This is a genomic window from Photobacterium sp. WH24 (genome assembly GCF_019204055.1).
GTDB classification, from domain to species: Bacteria; Pseudomonadota; Gammaproteobacteria; order Enterobacterales; family Vibrionaceae; genus Photobacterium; species Photobacterium arenosum.
In genome coordinates this window covers 132,765-149,331 of record NZ_JAGSOZ010000009.1, presented here as the reverse complement: position 1 = coordinate 149,331, position 16,567 = coordinate 132,765, and the positions used below count along the sequence as shown (strand labels likewise).

At 45.2% G+C, this 16,567-nt stretch carries 12 protein-coding genes and 1 pseudogene; 5 read left to right on the top strand and 8 right to left on the bottom strand.

Features of this window, described 5'->3' with window-relative positions; all coding sequences use genetic code 11:
• Positions 1-273: 273 nt before the first annotated feature.
• Positions 274-1,515 (top strand): serine/threonine transporter SstT, encoded by a 1,242-nt coding sequence (gene sstT, locus KCG43_RS12750; protein ID WP_192016824.1) that lies wholly within the window; start codon positions 274-276, stop codon positions 1,513-1,515.
• A 110-nt stretch (positions 1,516-1,625) separates the two neighbouring features.
• Here sstT and KCG43_RS12745 read toward each other — a convergent pair whose 3' ends face one another.
• From KCG43_RS12745 to KCG43_RS12730, 4 genes are all read right to left on the bottom strand, one after another.
• On the bottom strand, positions 1,626-1,817 hold the full coding sequence (locus KCG43_RS12745; RefSeq protein WP_192016823.1) for a YtxH domain-containing protein: 192 nt from the start codon (positions 1,815-1,817) through the stop codon (positions 1,626-1,628).
• 630 nt (positions 1,818-2,447) lie between these two features.
• A complete protein-coding gene (locus KCG43_RS12740; protein ID WP_218385343.1) occupies positions 2,448-3,704 on the bottom strand; it encodes a cysteine desulfurase-like protein in 1,257 nt (418 codons plus the stop codon).
• Positions 3,694-4,344 carry a 2OG-Fe dioxygenase family protein gene (locus KCG43_RS12735; RefSeq protein WP_192017720.1) on the bottom strand — a complete coding sequence of 217 codons (651 nt, stop codon included), beginning with the start codon at positions 4,342-4,344 and terminating at the stop codon, positions 3,694-3,696. Before KCG43_RS12735 ends, KCG43_RS12740 begins: the two co-directional genes overlap by 11 nt.
• Positions 4,345-4,847: 503 nt before the next feature.
• On the bottom strand, positions 4,848-5,186 hold the full coding sequence (locus tag KCG43_RS12730) for a hypothetical protein (protein WP_218385341.1): 339 nt from the start codon (positions 5,184-5,186) through the stop codon (positions 4,848-4,850).
• Between the two features lie 136 nt (positions 5,187-5,322).
• Here KCG43_RS12730 and KCG43_RS12725 point away from each other — a divergent pair, with 136 nt between their 5' ends.
• On the top strand, positions 5,323-5,901 hold the full coding sequence (locus KCG43_RS12725) for a hypothetical protein (protein ID WP_218385338.1): 579 nt from the start codon (positions 5,323-5,325) through the stop codon (positions 5,899-5,901).
• Positions 5,902-6,068: 167 nt separating this feature from the next.
• A complete protein-coding gene (locus KCG43_RS12720) occupies positions 6,069-7,235 on the top strand; it encodes a cation:proton antiporter (RefSeq protein ID WP_218385336.1) in 1,167 nt (388 codons plus the stop codon).
• A gap of 7 nt (positions 7,236-7,242) precedes the next feature.
• Here the strand turns inward: KCG43_RS12720 and KCG43_RS12715 are convergent, their stop codons facing one another.
• Together KCG43_RS12715 and KCG43_RS12710 are read right to left on the bottom strand one after the other, a co-directional pair.
• The gene (locus KCG43_RS12715) at positions 7,243-7,755 is read right to left on the bottom strand and encodes a hypothetical protein (RefSeq protein ID WP_192017724.1); all 513 of its coding nucleotides are present in this window, start codon (positions 7,753-7,755) and stop codon (positions 7,243-7,245) included.
• 151 nt (positions 7,756-7,906) lie between these two features.
• The gene (locus KCG43_RS12710) at positions 7,907-8,299 is read right to left on the bottom strand and encodes a hypothetical protein (protein ID WP_225445375.1); all 393 of its coding nucleotides are present in this window, start codon (positions 8,297-8,299) and stop codon (positions 7,907-7,909) included.
• 394 nt (positions 8,300-8,693) lie between these two features.
• Here KCG43_RS12710 and KCG43_RS12705 point away from each other — a divergent pair, with 394 nt between their 5' ends.
• Positions 8,694-9,737: a GMP reductase gene (locus KCG43_RS12705; protein ID WP_218385333.1), complete on the top strand. Its 1,044-nt coding sequence runs from the start codon at positions 8,694-8,696 to the stop codon at positions 9,735-9,737.
• Positions 9,738-9,985: 248 nt separating this feature from the next.
• Positions 9,986-11,411: pseudogene (locus KCG43_RS12700) on the top strand (IS66 family transposase).
• A 155-nt stretch (positions 11,412-11,566) separates the two neighbouring features.
• On the opposite strand, the gene KCG43_RS12695 reads toward KCG43_RS12700, so the two are convergent.
• Positions 11,567-13,492, bottom strand: coding sequence for a response regulator receiver domain (locus KCG43_RS12695; protein WP_218385331.1), 1,926 nt, complete (start codon positions 13,490-13,492; stop codon positions 11,567-11,569).
• A complete protein-coding gene (locus tag KCG43_RS12690; RefSeq protein WP_218385329.1) occupies positions 13,492-16,521 on the bottom strand; it encodes an ATP-binding protein in 3,030 nt (1,009 codons plus the stop codon). The genes KCG43_RS12695 and KCG43_RS12690 overlap by 1 nt, the downstream gene beginning before the upstream one ends.
• Between the last annotated feature and the right edge of the window lie 46 nt (positions 16,522-16,567).

The following is a 16,567-nucleotide window of genomic DNA, read 5'->3' as shown; positions in this document are numbered from 1 at the left end:
TCGGGCAGGATTTTTTATTTGTTCAGCATCCAGACTCAGAGCAAGGTTTGATGGACACTGCCTAAAGCGGAATAATAGCAGGCCAATACCGCCAGAAGCAGATAAATGTTAGTGATAAACCGCTCACAAATATCAGCGTTCAGTAACGTTAAAAATGTGTAACCTAAAAGTTTCTAAAAAGAGTAGTGGAAATCGTTCGATTATCCTGTTAAAAAACCTCCCGCAAACAACATAAAACGCTTCCACACCAACTCAAAACATTCAGGATGTAGTATGAGTCAACCACAACCATTCCTAGCTAAAATTGCCAATGGCAGTCTGGTTATCCAGATCCTTATTGGTATCGTGGCAGGTATCGTCCTAGCCGCTGTCTCAACTGATGCCGCACTGAAAGTCGGTTTCCTGGGCAGCCTGTTCGTCAGTGCTCTGAAAGCTGTAGCTCCTGTGCTGGTGTTCATTCTGGTTGCATCTTCGATTGCAAATCAGAAAAAAGGCGCACATACCAACATGAAGCCCGTCATTATGCTGTACCTGTTCGGTACACTGATGGCCGCCTTAACTGCCGTTACCATGAGTTTCCTTTTCCCGACTACTTTGACTCTGGACGCAGGTACTGCAAATCAGGCTGCTCCTGAAGGTATTGCAGAAGTACTGAATACTCTGCTGTTCAAAGTTGTTGATAACCCAATCAACGCTCTGCTGACCGGAAACTACATTGGTATTCTGGCATGGGCTGTAGGTCTGGGCTTTGCTCTGCATTCTGCATCAGATGCGACCAAACAAGTGTTCCACGACATGTCTAACGGCGTTACGCTGATCGTTCGTTTTGTTATCCGTCTGGCACCTATCGGTATCTTCGGTTTAGTATCACAAACCTTCGCTGAGACTGGCTTCTCTGCTTTGTCCAGCTACGCGCACCTGCTGGCCGTACTGCTTGGTTCAATGGCGATTATTGCCTTTGTGGTTAACCCGGTTATCGTGTTCTACAAAACTAAACAGAACCCATTCCCTCTGGTTCTGAAGTGTATCCGCGAAAGTGGTATCACCGCCTTCTTTACCCGTAGTTCAGCGGCAAATATCCCGGTGAACATGCAGCTGTGTAAAGATCTGGATCTGCACGAAGATACATACTCAGTATCGATTCCTCTGGGCGCGACCATCAACATGGCAGGTGCAGCGATTACCATCACTGTTCTGACTCTGGCTGCTGTCCATACGCTGGGTATTCAGGTTGATCTGGGTACTGCCCTGCTGTTGAGCGTGGTGGCTGCCGTGTCTGCATGTGGTGCATCCGGTGTTGCCGGTGGCTCTCTGCTGCTGATCCCACTGGCTTGCAGCCTGTTCGGTGTATCCAACGAAGTTGCGATGCAGGTTGTTGCTATCGGTTTCATCATCGGTGTTATTCAGGATTCAGCTGAAACAGCTCTGAACAGCTCGACTGACGTTATCTTCACTGCGGCTGCATGCCGTGCTGCCGAAGCGCAAGAAGCCGCTGCTAATCCAGTTAAAGCCTGAGTATAACGCTTAACGCTTTATCTGAGCATCTGACATTAGCACCTAACAACAATGGCGACCCTAAGGTCGCCATTGTTGTATGAATGACTTAAAAAATCATACGATACCAATCAGTTTTGTAATGTCTCCAACTGCTTGTCTAAGGCATCTTTGGCCTCTGCGGCCTGATCACCCATATCCTCAAACAGATCCTGCGCCTCCTCCATCGGACGTGCGTTCATCGCATCTTCGATCTGATCTTTATAGGTCACTCCGATATAAATCCCCAGGCCCACCAGGGCAATCACAATGTATTTCAACATAGCTTTCTCACTGTTATTTGTGTTTATTCACAAGCAGTATACCGCCAGCACAGACCATAAACCTGCCAATTCGCTCCCAGAAAACCAATACCAGAGTAAAAACATGTGCCCGGCTTAACCTGAAATTGGCAGTTGAATCAGTCACTCTGCGCCGCACTGCTGTTCCCAAGTCCTACTTGGGTACAGGATCAATAAGTAGTGGATACTGACACCTGACTCAACATTGTGCACCAGCTCATCAGCTTGCACCACAAATGGACAGTTCCGCATTACTTTCCCAACGCGCCTTCAACTCTACCAAGGTAGCTGCAAATCCGTTGATGACGATGGAGTATCGTGCTTTTCCAAATAGTGTGGAGAAGCGCAAAGCACACTTTGGCAAGGTGCTAACTGCCGCGCAACGAGGCTGGATTCAGGTATATGACCAATACGGATGGAGAGACCATAGCCCCTTCGACAAGATCGATCATTCTGTCATCCAGTGTCATGCACTCAACAACAAAAAGCCCGCGAGATAACGCGGGCTTTCATTCGTTCAGCTTAATGGATTAAGCCTGTGACAGTGTTCTGCAAATGGCAGTAATAATTGTTATTAATTGTTATTAATTGTTATTAATTGTTATTAATTGTTCAGAAACAGGATTCAGAAACAGGGTTCAAAAACGGCGCTAACGCTTCAAAAAGTCGATCAATTTCTGCGTGAGTATTGTAATGCATGAAACCAATTCGGACGACGCCGCCACCTTCAAGCACTCCTAGTTGCTGGCACAAGCCTAACGCATAAAAGTGCCCGTTCCAGACGCACATATTCTGTTGACCCAGGTGAGAGGCTATATCCGACGGCGGTACATTATCAATACGTATCGCAAAAGTCGGAGTGCGTTCTGCGAGCCGTTTATCATCCTCGATACCCAGCAAAGTGATGTTGCTGAATTTTCTGACCCGGTTCAAAAAGTGCTGACTCAGCGCTTCTTCATGAGACTGATACTGAGAGTAACTGGCTGCCAGACGCTCGCGTAAGCCGTCTTGCGGATCGCCCCACTGTGCCAGATAGTCAATCGCAGCCACTACACCCGCCAAACCCTCAAAGTTCTGGGTTCCCGTTTCAAAACGTCCCGGACCGATATCGGTAGCAGGTTCAACTTTATACGGCTTCAATGTCTGCAGCCACTGAGGTGCCACATAAGCGATTCCCACATGCGGGCCAAAGAACTTATAGGCTGAACATGCCAGAAAATCACAACCCAGTGCCTGCACATCCACCAGCTTGTGTGGAGCATAATGCACGGCATCAACATAGACTTGCGCGCCAACACTGTGTGCTGCTTTAACAATACGTGCAATGTCCACCAGCGAGCCGGTTGTATTCGACGCATAGGTGACGGCCACCAGCCGCGTCTTATTATTCAGCAAAGACTCAAAGTGCTCATAGTCCAGTGTGCAGTCGGCTTCATTCACCCGAACCTGACGAACCAATACTCCTTTATCATCCGCCGCTTGCTGCCAGCTGGACACGTTCGAATAATGATCCAGAGACGTCACGATCACTTCGTCACCTTGCTTCCAGTCGCGTGAAATGGCGCGGCTGAGCTGAAAAGTCAGTGAAGTCATATTCGGACCGAAGACAATATTGTCGGGTGACGGCGCATTCAGCAAGGCCTGAACAGACTCACGCGCCTTTGCCATGAGTGACACTGTCACCTCACTGGAGAAAAACGAACCGCCAAGATTGGCATTATAACGGCCAAGATAATCCGTCATCGCCTGTAACACACTGGCAGGTACTTGTGCTCCGCCCGGTCCGTCAAAGAAATACACAGGTGCATCATTGATCTGTTGAGCCAGTGCGGGGAACTGCTGTCGAACACTTGATACATCAAAGTGCATACTGAGTCTCCCGGGCTGTCAAAACAAAGAGATCCATGTAGCCTTGTTGATCTTTCTTCACAGCCTTAATCGGACGTGCATTATGCCAGAGCTGATCATCGGCCAGAATAGCGACTTCACCCTGCTCGAGCGCCATGCTCAAAAAAGGCAGTTGATTTTTATTCTTGTAGACCAGAAACTCACCGCCCTCGATGTTTTCACGTCCAATCCCAATCACCGCAATGTGATTAAAACCATCCTGATGAACCCCTTCTGGCGCTACCTGAGTCTCACCCTCCAGCGCGGCAATACGGATCTGATGAATTTCAATTTCCTGATCATCTGATAAGGCATTGGCACGTTTGAACACTTCACACATTTCATGCATCCCAGCACTGAAAAGTATCTTGTCTTCCAAAGGCTCAAAACTGCGGCTGACATTGCCCTGAAAGTGGTTAATGTCGTCAGATTGCACAAAGGCCCTGGGCGGCATGTGCTGCACGCCATTGGCGGTCGCTTTCACAATGGAATAACGGCGAAGACGGTACTCGCCATCTGCGTGCCCGGTTTTAGGCAAATGATTGAACGAAGGGGAAAGCTCATTGATAGCCTGTCCGCTTAGTTGTGTGAGTTGAAAAGTACGACCCAGTGAAACATTCATTGCATCAGCTCCTCTTAGCAGCGCCTTATCCCTAGCCGTCCGCAACTGTGTCGGACGCTCTCCCGTTTGCAGCAAACCACAAACAATAGATTAACAATTCAGTTACAAGATAGAGTAAAGGAAAATTCGACAAAGCCAATACCAAGCAGATATAAACTTCACATAACAGTTAAAATTAAGAATACTAAACCATAGAAGTGGATATGACTGGGCTAACAATCTAGTATTTCAATCTGGCTTCACGAAAAAGCAGTGTTCTTTGCTAGATAAAACCGTAACCATCTGATTTTAAAAGATTACTGCTTTAACACTCAAATTGTGGAACCGCTGTAAACCCATCAAAAGGCAGCATAAAAGACCGTTTGTGATATGTATCCCACCAGAAATATTGATATTCAGTACATGCGCAGAGGAAATGAAAATGTTGAATACAAAAAACCTCCTGCCATTTCTGACAGAAGGTCTGTAAATCTGGAGGATAAACGGAACAGGCTGGTGGCAGCTTAAGGACGGTGTGGGGTATAAACGTAATTATCACCAGATTTTTTATAAAATGCGTTATCAATAATGGCATAGGTAATGCCTGATACCACAGCAAAGGTCACCAATTCGGGTAAATTGGTTCGGTGATACTCCCTGCGAGGGCGTTCCTTAATAACGACAACCTCATGATGGTGATAATGTCTGGCCGGTTTACGATGATGATGGTGTCTGTGCTTATTTTTATGCTTATAATATTTTTTATAACCATGATCATAACCATGGTCTCTGCCACCATGAGCAAAACTGGTTGCTGGTGCGATCAGAGACAAGCACAAGATACCAATCCATAGAGTTTTCATATAACACTACCTGTTTTTCTGCATATGTGTACAGCGTACATATAGCTTGGTAAAGCAGTGTCAACCGCAAGTAAACCTTAAGTAAAATCACGCTTACATTCACTCAACATACTGCATACAAAGAAGATCGACACAGATGCCTGAAAATACAAATACTTTCGCCGAAGATAGCACGCAACACCTTATCGGGCTGGGATGTCCCGACTTTTCCTTAGCCGCTTATATCGAAAACCGGCCAGACGTGCCCGGGATGGCATATCTGGATCAATTACAGCCTGCTGCCTCAGGTGAAATAAAGGCTATCGGCCAGGCGTGCGGCAACGGTTGGCGAAAAGTGTTCAACGTATACGCAAAGCTGATTTATGCCCTCGACAGCAAGTTGTTCCCCCATTCAACGAACGCCCCGAGCTGGCAGTCGTACAGAGATGATTTCCTTCTCCAGCAATCCAGCCAGACAGCGCTGTTATTCAATCCTCCCGTTCTTGATGCACCAGATTCTACCCCTCGCTACCACATCATTATGGGAAGAACCTACGCCAAGAAACTGATTCACGAGGAGAAACTGACGGTGCCTCTCATCTGGCTGGATAATGAATTCGCAATTAACCGCGAGCACAGGTTGGTCATCTGTCCCTACTTTGACTATCGCCAGCTCTCCAATAGTAAAATAGATCGATTGGCGAATACCCTAGCCGGATTTGCCCGCCACATATAAGCGTCTGTCCCTCTACGGCATGGCATCCGATTAGTCAGTCACAATAGTGCCTGTCCCGCTAAAGCATTTCGCTAAAGCAATTTACCCGTCGCAATAGTGCCTGTCCCACTAAAGCATCTATGCTTTTAAGGGATCAACAAGCCTGATTGCTGTCGTATGGGTGCTGTATGTTAAATGAACTGCAAACCATGATTTTCGAACTCGGGATCATTGTGGTCAGTTCAGCGTTAATAGGCACAATGTTCCTGTATGCCCGCCAGCCTATTATTCTGGCGTACATCGTTGCCGGCATTGCCCTTGGCCCTAGCGGGTTAGGCTTGCTGAATGACAGCGACAGAATCATCCAATTCGGCCAGTTCGGTGTCATTCTCTTGCTGTTCCTGCTAGGCCTGAACCTGCAACCTTTCAAGCTGCTGAGTCTCTTTAAAGAAAGCGCACTGATCACACTGGGTACCTGCTGTCTCTTCTTTCTGGTGACACTGGGATTTAGCTTGCTGATTGGTCTGTCCCTTGGCGATTCGCTTGTGGCTGCCGCCGCACTGATGTTCTCAAGTACCGTCATAGGGCTGAAATTGATCCCGACCACCACCCTTCACCATCAGCGTGTGGGGGAAGTTATGACCAGTGTACTACTGATACAGGACATGCTGGCTATCATTGTGATTCTGTTTCTGAATGTGCGTGAGCCTGATGTCATGATCAGCGCCTTTGTACTCATTCTGCTGAAACTAGGATTGCTCTGCCTGCTGGCGTATTTAGGCGTCCGCTATCTGGTGCTCCCCCTGTTTCGTCGTTTTGATGTGATTCAGGAATACACCTTTGTTACCGCACTGGCATGGTGCCTGCTGTGGGCGGAAACGGCTCATCTGGCGGGATTATCCTATGAAATCGGCGCTTTCGTCGCCGGGCTATCCATTGCTATCAGTCGGGTTTCGCAAGCCATTTCCCTGCACCTGAAACCTTTGCGGGAGTTTTTTCTGATTCTGTTTTTCTTCGCGGTGGGCGCAAAAATGGATATCACACAAGGTGGGACCGTGTTGCTGTGGGGTGGGCTGTTCGGGATACTGCTAGTGGCAGTAAAAGCAGCTGGATTCATTGTTGCATTGAAGCTAGCCAAGGAAAAAGCGCCTCAGGAACTGTCTGCCCGGCTCAGCCAAGCCAGCGAGTTTTCACTCTTGCTGGCTTATTCTGCCTTAACCGCCGGTCTGGTTTCCGATCAGGGTATGCTCTTTATTCAAACCGCGACACTCACTACTTTCATCCTGTCCACTTACTGGGTCGTGAGCCGCTTTCCTACGCCGATTTCAAGCGTGAGCGATCTGCGTAAAGACTGAACACGCGTCAGGCGGCCTGACGCTGACATTGCATAGAAAAATGATTCTGCGGGGTAATGTGATACCACATTTCGAACTGCGCTTTGTTTTTTCCTTTCATCACAGGCTGCAGGAAAATACGGTAACCCATGAGATCGCGTTGCGCATCATAGCCAAAAGGATTGGCCTGATTGGGATCTGTCAGTATTTCCCGTTTCATTGATAACGGTTTTAAACGGTACTCACCTTCCAGTGACTCAAGGTGATAGTCGACAAACAGGTTGAATTCCAGCTCAGTTTTGCCTTGATCCTGATAGCGAATCCATTCTTTAGAATTAACTTTGCCATCATGATGAAAATCATAATTCACCCAGCTCTCTTCCTTGTCTGATGCCTTCTCATCCGGAAGACACTGCCACTTACCCACCAACTCTGACATGGATGCCAGCTCTGTGGTGGCATGCGCAGCGGTGGCCAGCCCTAACTGACTCGCCAGCAACAAAGAGACGGCCAGATATCTGCCCTGCGTCCATGAGTTCATCCATTCACCTACATGATTATTGTCAGATTCGTTTACTAACATAGCGAACTTAAGATAATGTCTCCACAAGCTTTTACCAAAATCAGACATTAAAAAAGGAGCCATCGCTCCTTTTATATATTCACTCGTCATTCGGGCCATTCTTCAACGCTTAAGATGACTTAGCCTGAAGGTGGCCAGTATGCGTTGCGGCCTGGGATTTCTCACCGCTGACCGTCTTGTTTTCCAGCCTTTCAGCAATATTGGCCAGCAAATGCTTAACCGGCACAATCGGACCCATCATATTAACCCGCATCGCAGACCCCACGGCCCCCAAATGCAACTCCGAGACGTCAGAGGCCGAGTAGTTGTACTTATAGTTGAACTTGTCGATCGCCAGATGAAGCAGATCAAACTCCTTCCGGTGACAAGAAATATATGCGCGCCAATACATAGCATCCAGAACTTCATCAGACGAGTAAGCCCGCAGAATAAAGCGCCAGCTGCCATCTTCACCGTAGAAATCCAGCGGGAATATCTGTTTTGTTTTTCTTTTATTAAACAAGGTAAATCGATCCACTTAGCCAGCGAGACTCATAGGATTATCCAAGGATTGAAACAGATTGGAAGAGAAAAATGATAAATTTGACATTCGGATTCAGGAAGTCATCCGCGTCTGGTTATGAAGTGATTTGAGTGCTTGAGGATTCGCCAAAACGTCACCTGATTGTAGCAATCGGGGGAAACATCCGGATGCAATCTTTGGGAGGATACCATAAAAAAAATGCATTTTTCAGGCTTGTAGAAAAAATAACTGCGCCTATAATGCTGAAAACCGGAGCGTCTGCCAACGCTCCGGTTTTTTTGTGCCTGCTCTTCAGGAAAATTGCTATCTGCCAATAGCGCATACCTGACGAGCAATATCCGATAATCACATTGAAGATAAAGAAGGAACTTCCATGCGTATCGAACAAGACCTGAAACTGGGATTCAAAGATGTACTGTTTCGCCCGAAACGTTCAACCCTGAAAAGCCGATCTCAAGTTGAATTAACCCGCGATTTTACATTCAAGCATAGCGGCCGTCAATGGTCAGGCGTTCCCATTATTGCTGCCAATATGGACTCAGTCGGCAGCTTTGACATGGCAAAAGCACTGGCAAAACACAATGTCATGACCGCCATTCACAAACACTATACGGTTGAGGACTGGGACGGTTTCATCAAAGAAAACCCGGCTGATGTACTCAAACACGCCATGGTTTCTACCGGTACATCAGATGCGGATTTTCAGAAAACCAAAGACATCATGGCGCTGACCGACGATCTGATGTTTATCTGCATCGATATTGCGAACGGTTACTCTGAGCATCTGGTCGAGTACGTGGAAAAAGTCCGTAACGCATTCCCCGATAAAGTCATCAGCGCGGGTAATGTTGTCACCGGCGACATGGTGGAAGAGCTGATTCTGGCGGGTGCAGACATAGTCAAAGTAGGTATCGGCCCGGGTTCAGTGTGCACCACTCGCGTGAAAACCGGTGTCGGCTACCCGCAACTGTCTGCCATTATCGAATGTGCAGACGCCGCGCACGGACTGGGCGGACAGATCATTGGTGACGGCGGTTGCACCTGTGCCGGCGATGTCTCTAAAGCCTTCGGCGGCGGTGCCGATTTCGTGATGCTGGGCGGTATGCTGGCCGGCCATGAAGAAAGCAACGGCGAAATCGTTGAAAAAGACGGTCAGCAATTCATGAAATTTTACGGCATGTCATCTCAGAGCGCGATGGACAAGCATTCCGGCGGTGTTGCCAACTACCGTGCCGCTGAAGGAAAAACCGTACTATTGCCTTACCGCGGCCCGGTGGAATACACCATCCAGGATATCATGGGCGGCGTACGCTCAACCTGCACCTACGTTGGCGCGGCGAAGCTCAAAGAGCTGACCAAACGCACCACTTTCATCCGTGTGCGAGAGCAGGAAAATAACGTGTACGGGAAAGAATAACTCGGTTTTACCGATGTATTTGAGGCCGCTTTTGAGCGGCCTTTTTCGTCACTATATCACTTGCTTCGCCAACGAAACTGTCCACCTCCCAAACAGGGTCGATCAATATGTGGATCTGAGACTTACGCTGACACAGAACTATGAACGTAACCCTTCACCAGCCCCCCATTGACACTCATAAAGTGATGATCGTCTCTTGATCTGCTTTTGCCTCTTGAGTGATCCTGCCAGGCTGTCAAACTGGCACCATGAAAAAGAAAAATCACTTTACCGCTGAGCCGCCCAATATGAGTAATATTGGTGAAGCCAACGCCCTAATCCGCGAGCTGTGGACCAAACTTCGTGAATATGAAGACCGACTGGCACAGAATTCCAGAAATTCGTCACGCCCGCCAGCGACACGCCTCAGGCCAGGGCCGAGCGCCAAAAGCTCAACGCCCTCGTCGCCGAAATCAGGCTGGCGCTCAGCCAGGCCACGAAGGGCACCGCAGACCACTGAGCGAGCTGAAGGAAACGGATACCGTTATCCAGTGCCTGCCTGACACCTGTTGCCAGGAATGCGGTGGGGAAGTCGTCCCCAATCCATCTCCGACCTATCGTCATCAGGTCTTCGAGCTGCCGAAAGCCACACTGGATATCACCGAGTACCAGCTGTTCCACGGCAGGTGCCGGTGCTGCAACCATACATCAAGGGCGGACCTGCCTGACGATGCCCCCTCCGGTCAGATGGGACCTAAGCTTCTGAGCCAGATAACAGTGCTGGCGGGACAGTACCATCTGAGCATCAGCAAGATACAGGCTCTGCTCCGCAACCAGTACGGCACCCACTTCTCCACCGGTGCCATCTCTGAGGCTCAGGGCCGGGTCAGCGCGATGCTGACCCCGGTGCACCAGGCCCTTCACCATCACGTGAAGCAATCCGCTGTCATCCATATCGACGAAACCACGCACAGTCGCAACGGAGAAGCGGCCAACCGCTGGGTTTGGCTGCTCAGCGGCAGTGATGCGGTGTATCAGACTATCCGCTACTTCCGGAACACGGACGCCGCCAAGTCCCTGTTGGATGAAGCCTGTCCGGCGGTTGTCGTCACCGACCAGTGCGCCAGCTACAACTGGCTGGATACCTCCCGCCACCAGTTCTGCTGGGCGCATGTGACCCGAAATCTCAAGCAGATGGCGGAATACAGCGGCGGAGGGCTGACCGCCTTTATCGGAAAACGCCTGGTCCTGCTGAGTCACAGCGTGTTCCGGCTTCAGCACCGCTATGAAAGCGGCGATATCGATGAGGCCCGCTGGCGCAACCGAATGGCCAGACTCAGAAAGCGTCTGGCGGCGTGGCTCAGAAAAGGTGAACAGGTGCCGGCATCACGATATGCAGGACGATGTGCCTATATCCTGAAACACGAAACCGGGCTTTGGGTCTTCCTCAATCATGACGGCGTGCCGCTGACTAACAATGAAGCGGAGCGGTGCCTGAGGGGCAGTGTCATCATGCGGAAAATCTGCTTCGGCACCAGCTCCCACCGGGGAGAGCAGTTCCGCTCACGGGTTCTGTCGGTGGTCGAAACCTGCAAGAAACGCGGGATGTCAGCGCTGGATACCATCAGCGATATAGTGACGGCTGTTATCCGAAAGCAGCCGTACCCGGATGTGTTCGGGCTGGCAACTGGCTAGTCAATACCCCACTGGTGAATGGTTACCTATGAACAACCTCAAACCAAAGTATAACGAGTTAGACTTATACTTTACGGCACATTGTGTGACTATTTAATACCAGCCAAAATTTAACTGGCCAGCATTAAAGAGACATTCAACATATGCGTTTTAATCTATTCTGAAGAAGAAATAACCTCTTGCTCTGAAGTTACAGGAGCTGACATAGCCGTTTCTGCTGGTATAGTCAAAGATGCATTAGCTTGGCTTTTCATTTCATCTAAATTAAATGAAGCAAAATCAACACCAATCCTGCCCTCATAGTGACTTTGAATGTTCTGGAACCGAGCAGCATACGCAGGACGAAGTTGCGCAATTGGAGTAAAAGTACGTTCCACAAACTGTAGTTCAGAAACCTGCTTCTTTGTTACATTTTTAGTCAGTACAACTTTTTTTTCTCCATCTTCCCATTCACCATTATCATGATTCTTCACGATAATTTTTACAAGGTCAGGCATACCAGAGGCTTGTTTTACTACACTGAAAACTAATTGCTTTCCATCTGGGGACTTAACAAAAACATGCATTGATTTATGAGCTTCTTTCAGCACTTCTGAAAGATCACCTTCAGGCTTCAACTTAGCAAATGTTAATTGACGATGAGGTTTGAATTCTTGTACAGGTTGAGTCGGTACTGTATTACAGCTAGGTGTTACACATAAATACCAAACATTATTTTCATCTTTCACAATGGTTCCAGTAGTTATATAACTCTGGAAGTTATGAGTAGTTGATAATTGTTCATTATATGCATGTGCAATACTAAGATGTGCTTCATCCGCATCATCTACAGTACTAATATATTTCTCTTTTTCATAAATAGCATTAGCTGCAACATTAGTAATAAAATCAACAACTTCTTTATTATTTTGTAATTGACTAAAGATATCTTCTAATAGGTTAGCCATAAGAGCTTTAGACGCTTCAATATGCTTATCTTTAGGCAAACGCTCAATGCCCCATAATGCAGCTATTTGATCAACCTCTCCCTTTGCCAAAGCTTTTTTCATCGATAGGTTTGTATCTTCAATTTGATTCTGAAGCTGTGATGTTACTACCCGATAGAAGCTCGGGTACCAATCAATTAATGCATTCTCTATTTGATCCCAAACATCTTGAGGTTTAGAAATTTCTTGTGTCTCTGGATTTTTTACCTTACTGCACAATACGACAAATACATCACCAGCTTGGATCCATAATCCATCATTTCCATGAACCTCTAACGACGTTATAGGTTGATCAATCTTGTTATGATTGTTTAATGCTTTCTCCATCAAATATTTAACATGCTCAATTCTAGGGGCTGAGCAATGATCATTTTCGCATTCTTCTTTCATTTCACCCCAAAGTTTTGGAATATTATCTCCTTTGCAAAGGAAAGCAACTTCGTGGCTTCTGCTTACTATATTGGCCCAATAAGACTCCCATTCGTTAGAGTTAACCATCCACTCATTATTTAATGCCTTATCATTAAAAAATATTTCAGGATCACTGTTGTGTGTACCACGAAGGACAGTCGCAACCTCTAACCAAACCTGCTTAAGTGGCTCATTAGTAAAAATAACGACCATATTTAAATGCCTGCTATCGCTCAACTTAGAAATCAGATCTAAAGAAGAAGCGGCAGGCACAGGAGCGCCTGGTTCTAAGTGATAATCTAAAATTATTAAGTCACTTTTTCTTACTTTGTCATAGTCTAAGTTATCAGTCCGTTCTTCTACGTCACATATCCGCTTATCTCGATGAAAAAACTCTGTAAACTCCTTCGCTGTTTCAGAGTTTTTAATTTTATTTTTTGTAGTGGTTATTATTCTAAATATCTCTAATTTATTATCGACAACAGACTGACCTTCTTCCAAAGTAATAGCTTCATCGGCATTCCCTTCAGTAGAAATTGAAAGTGATTCAATCTCTGATGTTAGAGTCAAAAATTCATGTACTAGACTTTCATATGGAACAAAATCATCATCAACCAGTAATACTGATTTTATCGCATCATCGCGGAAGGTCTTGATAATTTGTTCTTCATAAGATTTTTCCATTATTTTATTTCCATTCCACGAAATTGAATTACAAAGTTAGCACCATCTTGAATCAGTTTATGTTCTAGATTTTCTGCATACCAAATTTTATGGCGTGCTACCGAAAGATTTTGTTTTGAAAGATACAAACCAACACCATTACCATTCGACCTTCTGCTATAGAAAAGCTCAAACAAACGTTTTATATCATCTTGGTCGACTGCTGGCCCACTGTTTGCTATGACCACCAAGTCATCAATAATATCAATTTTTATTAGACGAGACTCTGCTAACCCTACCCAATATAGTGCATTGTTTAAGATGTTTATAAACACCGGATGAATACGTGAAGGTACATCCACCACCGTCATACGTTTGAAAGCTTCGCCAATTACTAACTCTACGTTCTGTCGTATAAATCTATCTCGAAAGAAAACTTCAATATTCTTGATTATCTCTTTACCCGAGATTTCATCACGAGATTGATAACCAGATAGTTTAAGTGGAGATAGGAAGCGCAAATATTCTGTAAATTGCCTATGAGCTTTCATCGCATTCTTAAAGCCAATTTGCTGTTTGGCATCGCTACTCATAGAATTAAGTGAACGAGTTATAGCCTGATCTTGGTCATGAAGCTCATGAGCTAACACTTCAAAACTAATCCCCAACTGAGCAAGTGAACGAATTTGATTAACTTCTTGCTCAGCATTCGCTCTTTCTTCCTCTGCAATACCAAAGGCAGATTCAAGATCTATCCCTTGTTCTAATTTATCCAAAGCTTGTAAGAAAGACTCATATTTATAGGACATGTCATCTGCAAGGGAAGTATAAATTGAGTCAAGTGTATTTAACACTTGAACCGCATCACTCATTTCTGTCACACCGTCTAGTACTAATAAAGCTTCACTTTCATAGGCTTTACGATCATTACGAGCTTCTTGTTCCCAAAATTTATTTACATCATTTAACTTGCTTTTAATCGTTCCATTATAACGGTTTACCATTCTTGTTAATGCTGCTTCGCTACTCTTATACTTTTTATCAGCACTTTGAATTGGAGAAAAACGCTGGCTCTGAACTTCAAGCTGATTTAACCGCTGTCGGCAAGTTTGCAACAGTTCGCTTAGTTCGGCAAACAGGTCGCGGTATGTACGATATTGGTTTTCTATAGAATCACTAAGCTTTGCAGGTTTATTCGGAGTTTTAAGATTTGTGCGGAGTGACTCTATTAAGTCAACTTTATTGATTATTTCATCTAAGTTATTAAGTGATATCTGAATATCTGAATCTAACTCTTTTTGCAATTTTTTAGCTAATTGGACCTGCTCATTAAGCATAGGCTCATTAATTGACAATGCATTTGTAAAATTAGTTAAATTTATTTTTGCAGAAGATCTCTGTGCTTTCTTTTGTTTCTTTTTATCTTTTTCTAACTGCTCAAGCATTACCTGACGATTATCTGATTTACCGCCAAAATACTTGTCTGCCAGTATTATCAAAAGGTTCTTTACAAGAGTCTTTAATTCTCTTGCTGCTTGATTTATAATAAAGCCTTCTCGCCCAGCTTTATCTTTTAGCCTTTGGTTTTGTTCTTGATGTAGTGATATTTTCCCAAAAATTCGACGACTAGCCCAATGATAACGACCTGCATTTTTACCTCTTCGCTCTTCTATTTCAAAAAAGTCATTATCGACCCTACCATAAGGTAGAACACGTAATCCATCTCGGAAAATCATTAAACCAGAATACTTCTCAGCCTGCTCTTTTAGCTCATCAATCTTAGTTTTATCATGTGTCGACTTTGATGCTTCTAACTCAAATGTGCCCATTTGAATACCAAATAAGCCTGTTTTAGTTAATGCAGCCATACCTGAAGAGCGACATGGAATATTCACATGAGGGTAAACAACACCAAATGCTGTTATCGAGCCACGGAACCAGCCTTTTTCATCAACAACACCTTCAACTTTATGTTCTAGCTGAGAAAACTCATGATATTTAAAAACATCTTTATAGAGGAGAATATCCCTCACGTTTCCACTATTTTGATTAGTATTATCAAATGCTTTTATTTCATATCGAAACGTATACTTATCTTCTTTTTGAGCCCTTTCGTTATATTCATCCTCAAAACCCTCATTATCAACATTTCGATTGAAAGGATCAACAAAGGCTCGTAGGGTATCGACTAAATCTTTTTCAATAGCCTTATACTCTTCTGCATCTCGGTCTAAATCCCCACGATTAGTAAGGAGTTCTAAGTCTCGATTCAAATCAAATAGAAAAAGGGCTGTACCATGAACGCCACCATCTTCTTCTGGCACCTTGTTTAAAATCTTATCCCAACTAGATAAAAATTTCTCTTTGAACTGAAATTCTTTACAAAAGTTTTGAATTTTATTTTGTGTTGAAATAAAAGAAGAGCCAGCATTTGATTTTATATGCTTATTGAATTCATCTTCTTCATCTGTTGAAAAATCAACCCAAGCTGCACTATTGGAAAAATTATCTAACAAGTCAGCCTGCAGCGATTGGCAAAGTTCTGGTAATTCAGAGAGGCTATCGAACTCTTGTATCGGTACTTCAATTTCATGTAAAGCTAAGTAGGTATTTTCAAATAAACGCCAATCAATTAATGCTGCTGTGTAGCTACTATTAGTTTTTTTGGTAACTATGAGGGTAACAGGCGCAAGGAAAGCAGTAGATAATCGGCCTATTCCCTTTTCTCCTTGAGTAAAACGGTTCTCAAGACCAAAACGATCTTCGTCATTTAACAACTGCTTTTTTGCTTTTGAAGCCGTACCAATGGTAAGCCAGTTGTTACTTAGTTGATCAAATGTCATACCGCAACCATTGTCTATAATGGCACCGCATTTAATGTCACCATCAAATAAATGTAGAGCAACATCACGCGCGTAGGCATCGTAGGAGTTTTTCCAAAGCTCACTGACAGCGGTGGGGGCATCAGCTATTTGCCCTCTGCCTAAGTGATCAACTGTCCTTGCTTGGGCTTTGAAATGAAATTTTTTTTCTTTAGATTCTGCGGTCATATCAAATGCTAGACATAAAAAAAAGTGCCTATCATTGTAGGCACTT

Excerpts from the sequence above, each read along its gene's own strand:
- sstT (WP_192016824.1), top strand. The coding sequence starts at position 274 with ATGAGTCAACCACAACCATTCCTAGCTAAAATTGCCAATGGCAGTCTG.
- KCG43_RS12745 (WP_192016823.1), bottom strand. The coding sequence starts at position 1,817 with ATGTTGAAATACATTGTGATTGCCCTGGTGGGCCTGGGGATTTATATC.
- KCG43_RS12740 (WP_218385343.1), bottom strand. The coding sequence starts at position 3,704 with ATGCACTTTGATGTATCAAGTGTTCGACAGCAGTTCCCCGCACTGGCT.
- KCG43_RS12735 (WP_192017720.1), bottom strand. The coding sequence starts at position 4,344 with ATGAATGTTTCACTGGGTCGTACTTTTCAACTCACACAACTAAGCGGA.
- KCG43_RS12730 (WP_218385341.1), bottom strand. The coding sequence starts at position 5,186 with ATGAAAACTCTATGGATTGGTATCTTGTGCTTGTCTCTGATCGCACCA.
- KCG43_RS12725 (WP_218385338.1), top strand. The coding sequence starts at position 5,323 with ATGCCTGAAAATACAAATACTTTCGCCGAAGATAGCACGCAACACCTT.
- KCG43_RS12720 (WP_218385336.1), top strand. The coding sequence starts at position 6,069 with ATGTTAAATGAACTGCAAACCATGATTTTCGAACTCGGGATCATTGTG.
- KCG43_RS12715 (WP_192017724.1), bottom strand. The coding sequence starts at position 7,755 with ATGAACTCATGGACGCAGGGCAGATATCTGGCCGTCTCTTTGTTGCTG.
- KCG43_RS12705 (WP_218385333.1), top strand. The coding sequence starts at position 8,694 with ATGCGTATCGAACAAGACCTGAAACTGGGATTCAAAGATGTACTGTTT.
- KCG43_RS12695 (WP_218385331.1), bottom strand. The coding sequence starts at position 13,492 with ATGGAAAAATCTTATGAAGAACAAATTATCAAGACCTTCCGCGATGAT.
- KCG43_RS12690 (WP_218385329.1), bottom strand. The coding sequence starts at position 16,521 with ATGACCGCAGAATCTAAAGAAAAAAAATTTCATTTCAAAGCCCAAGCA.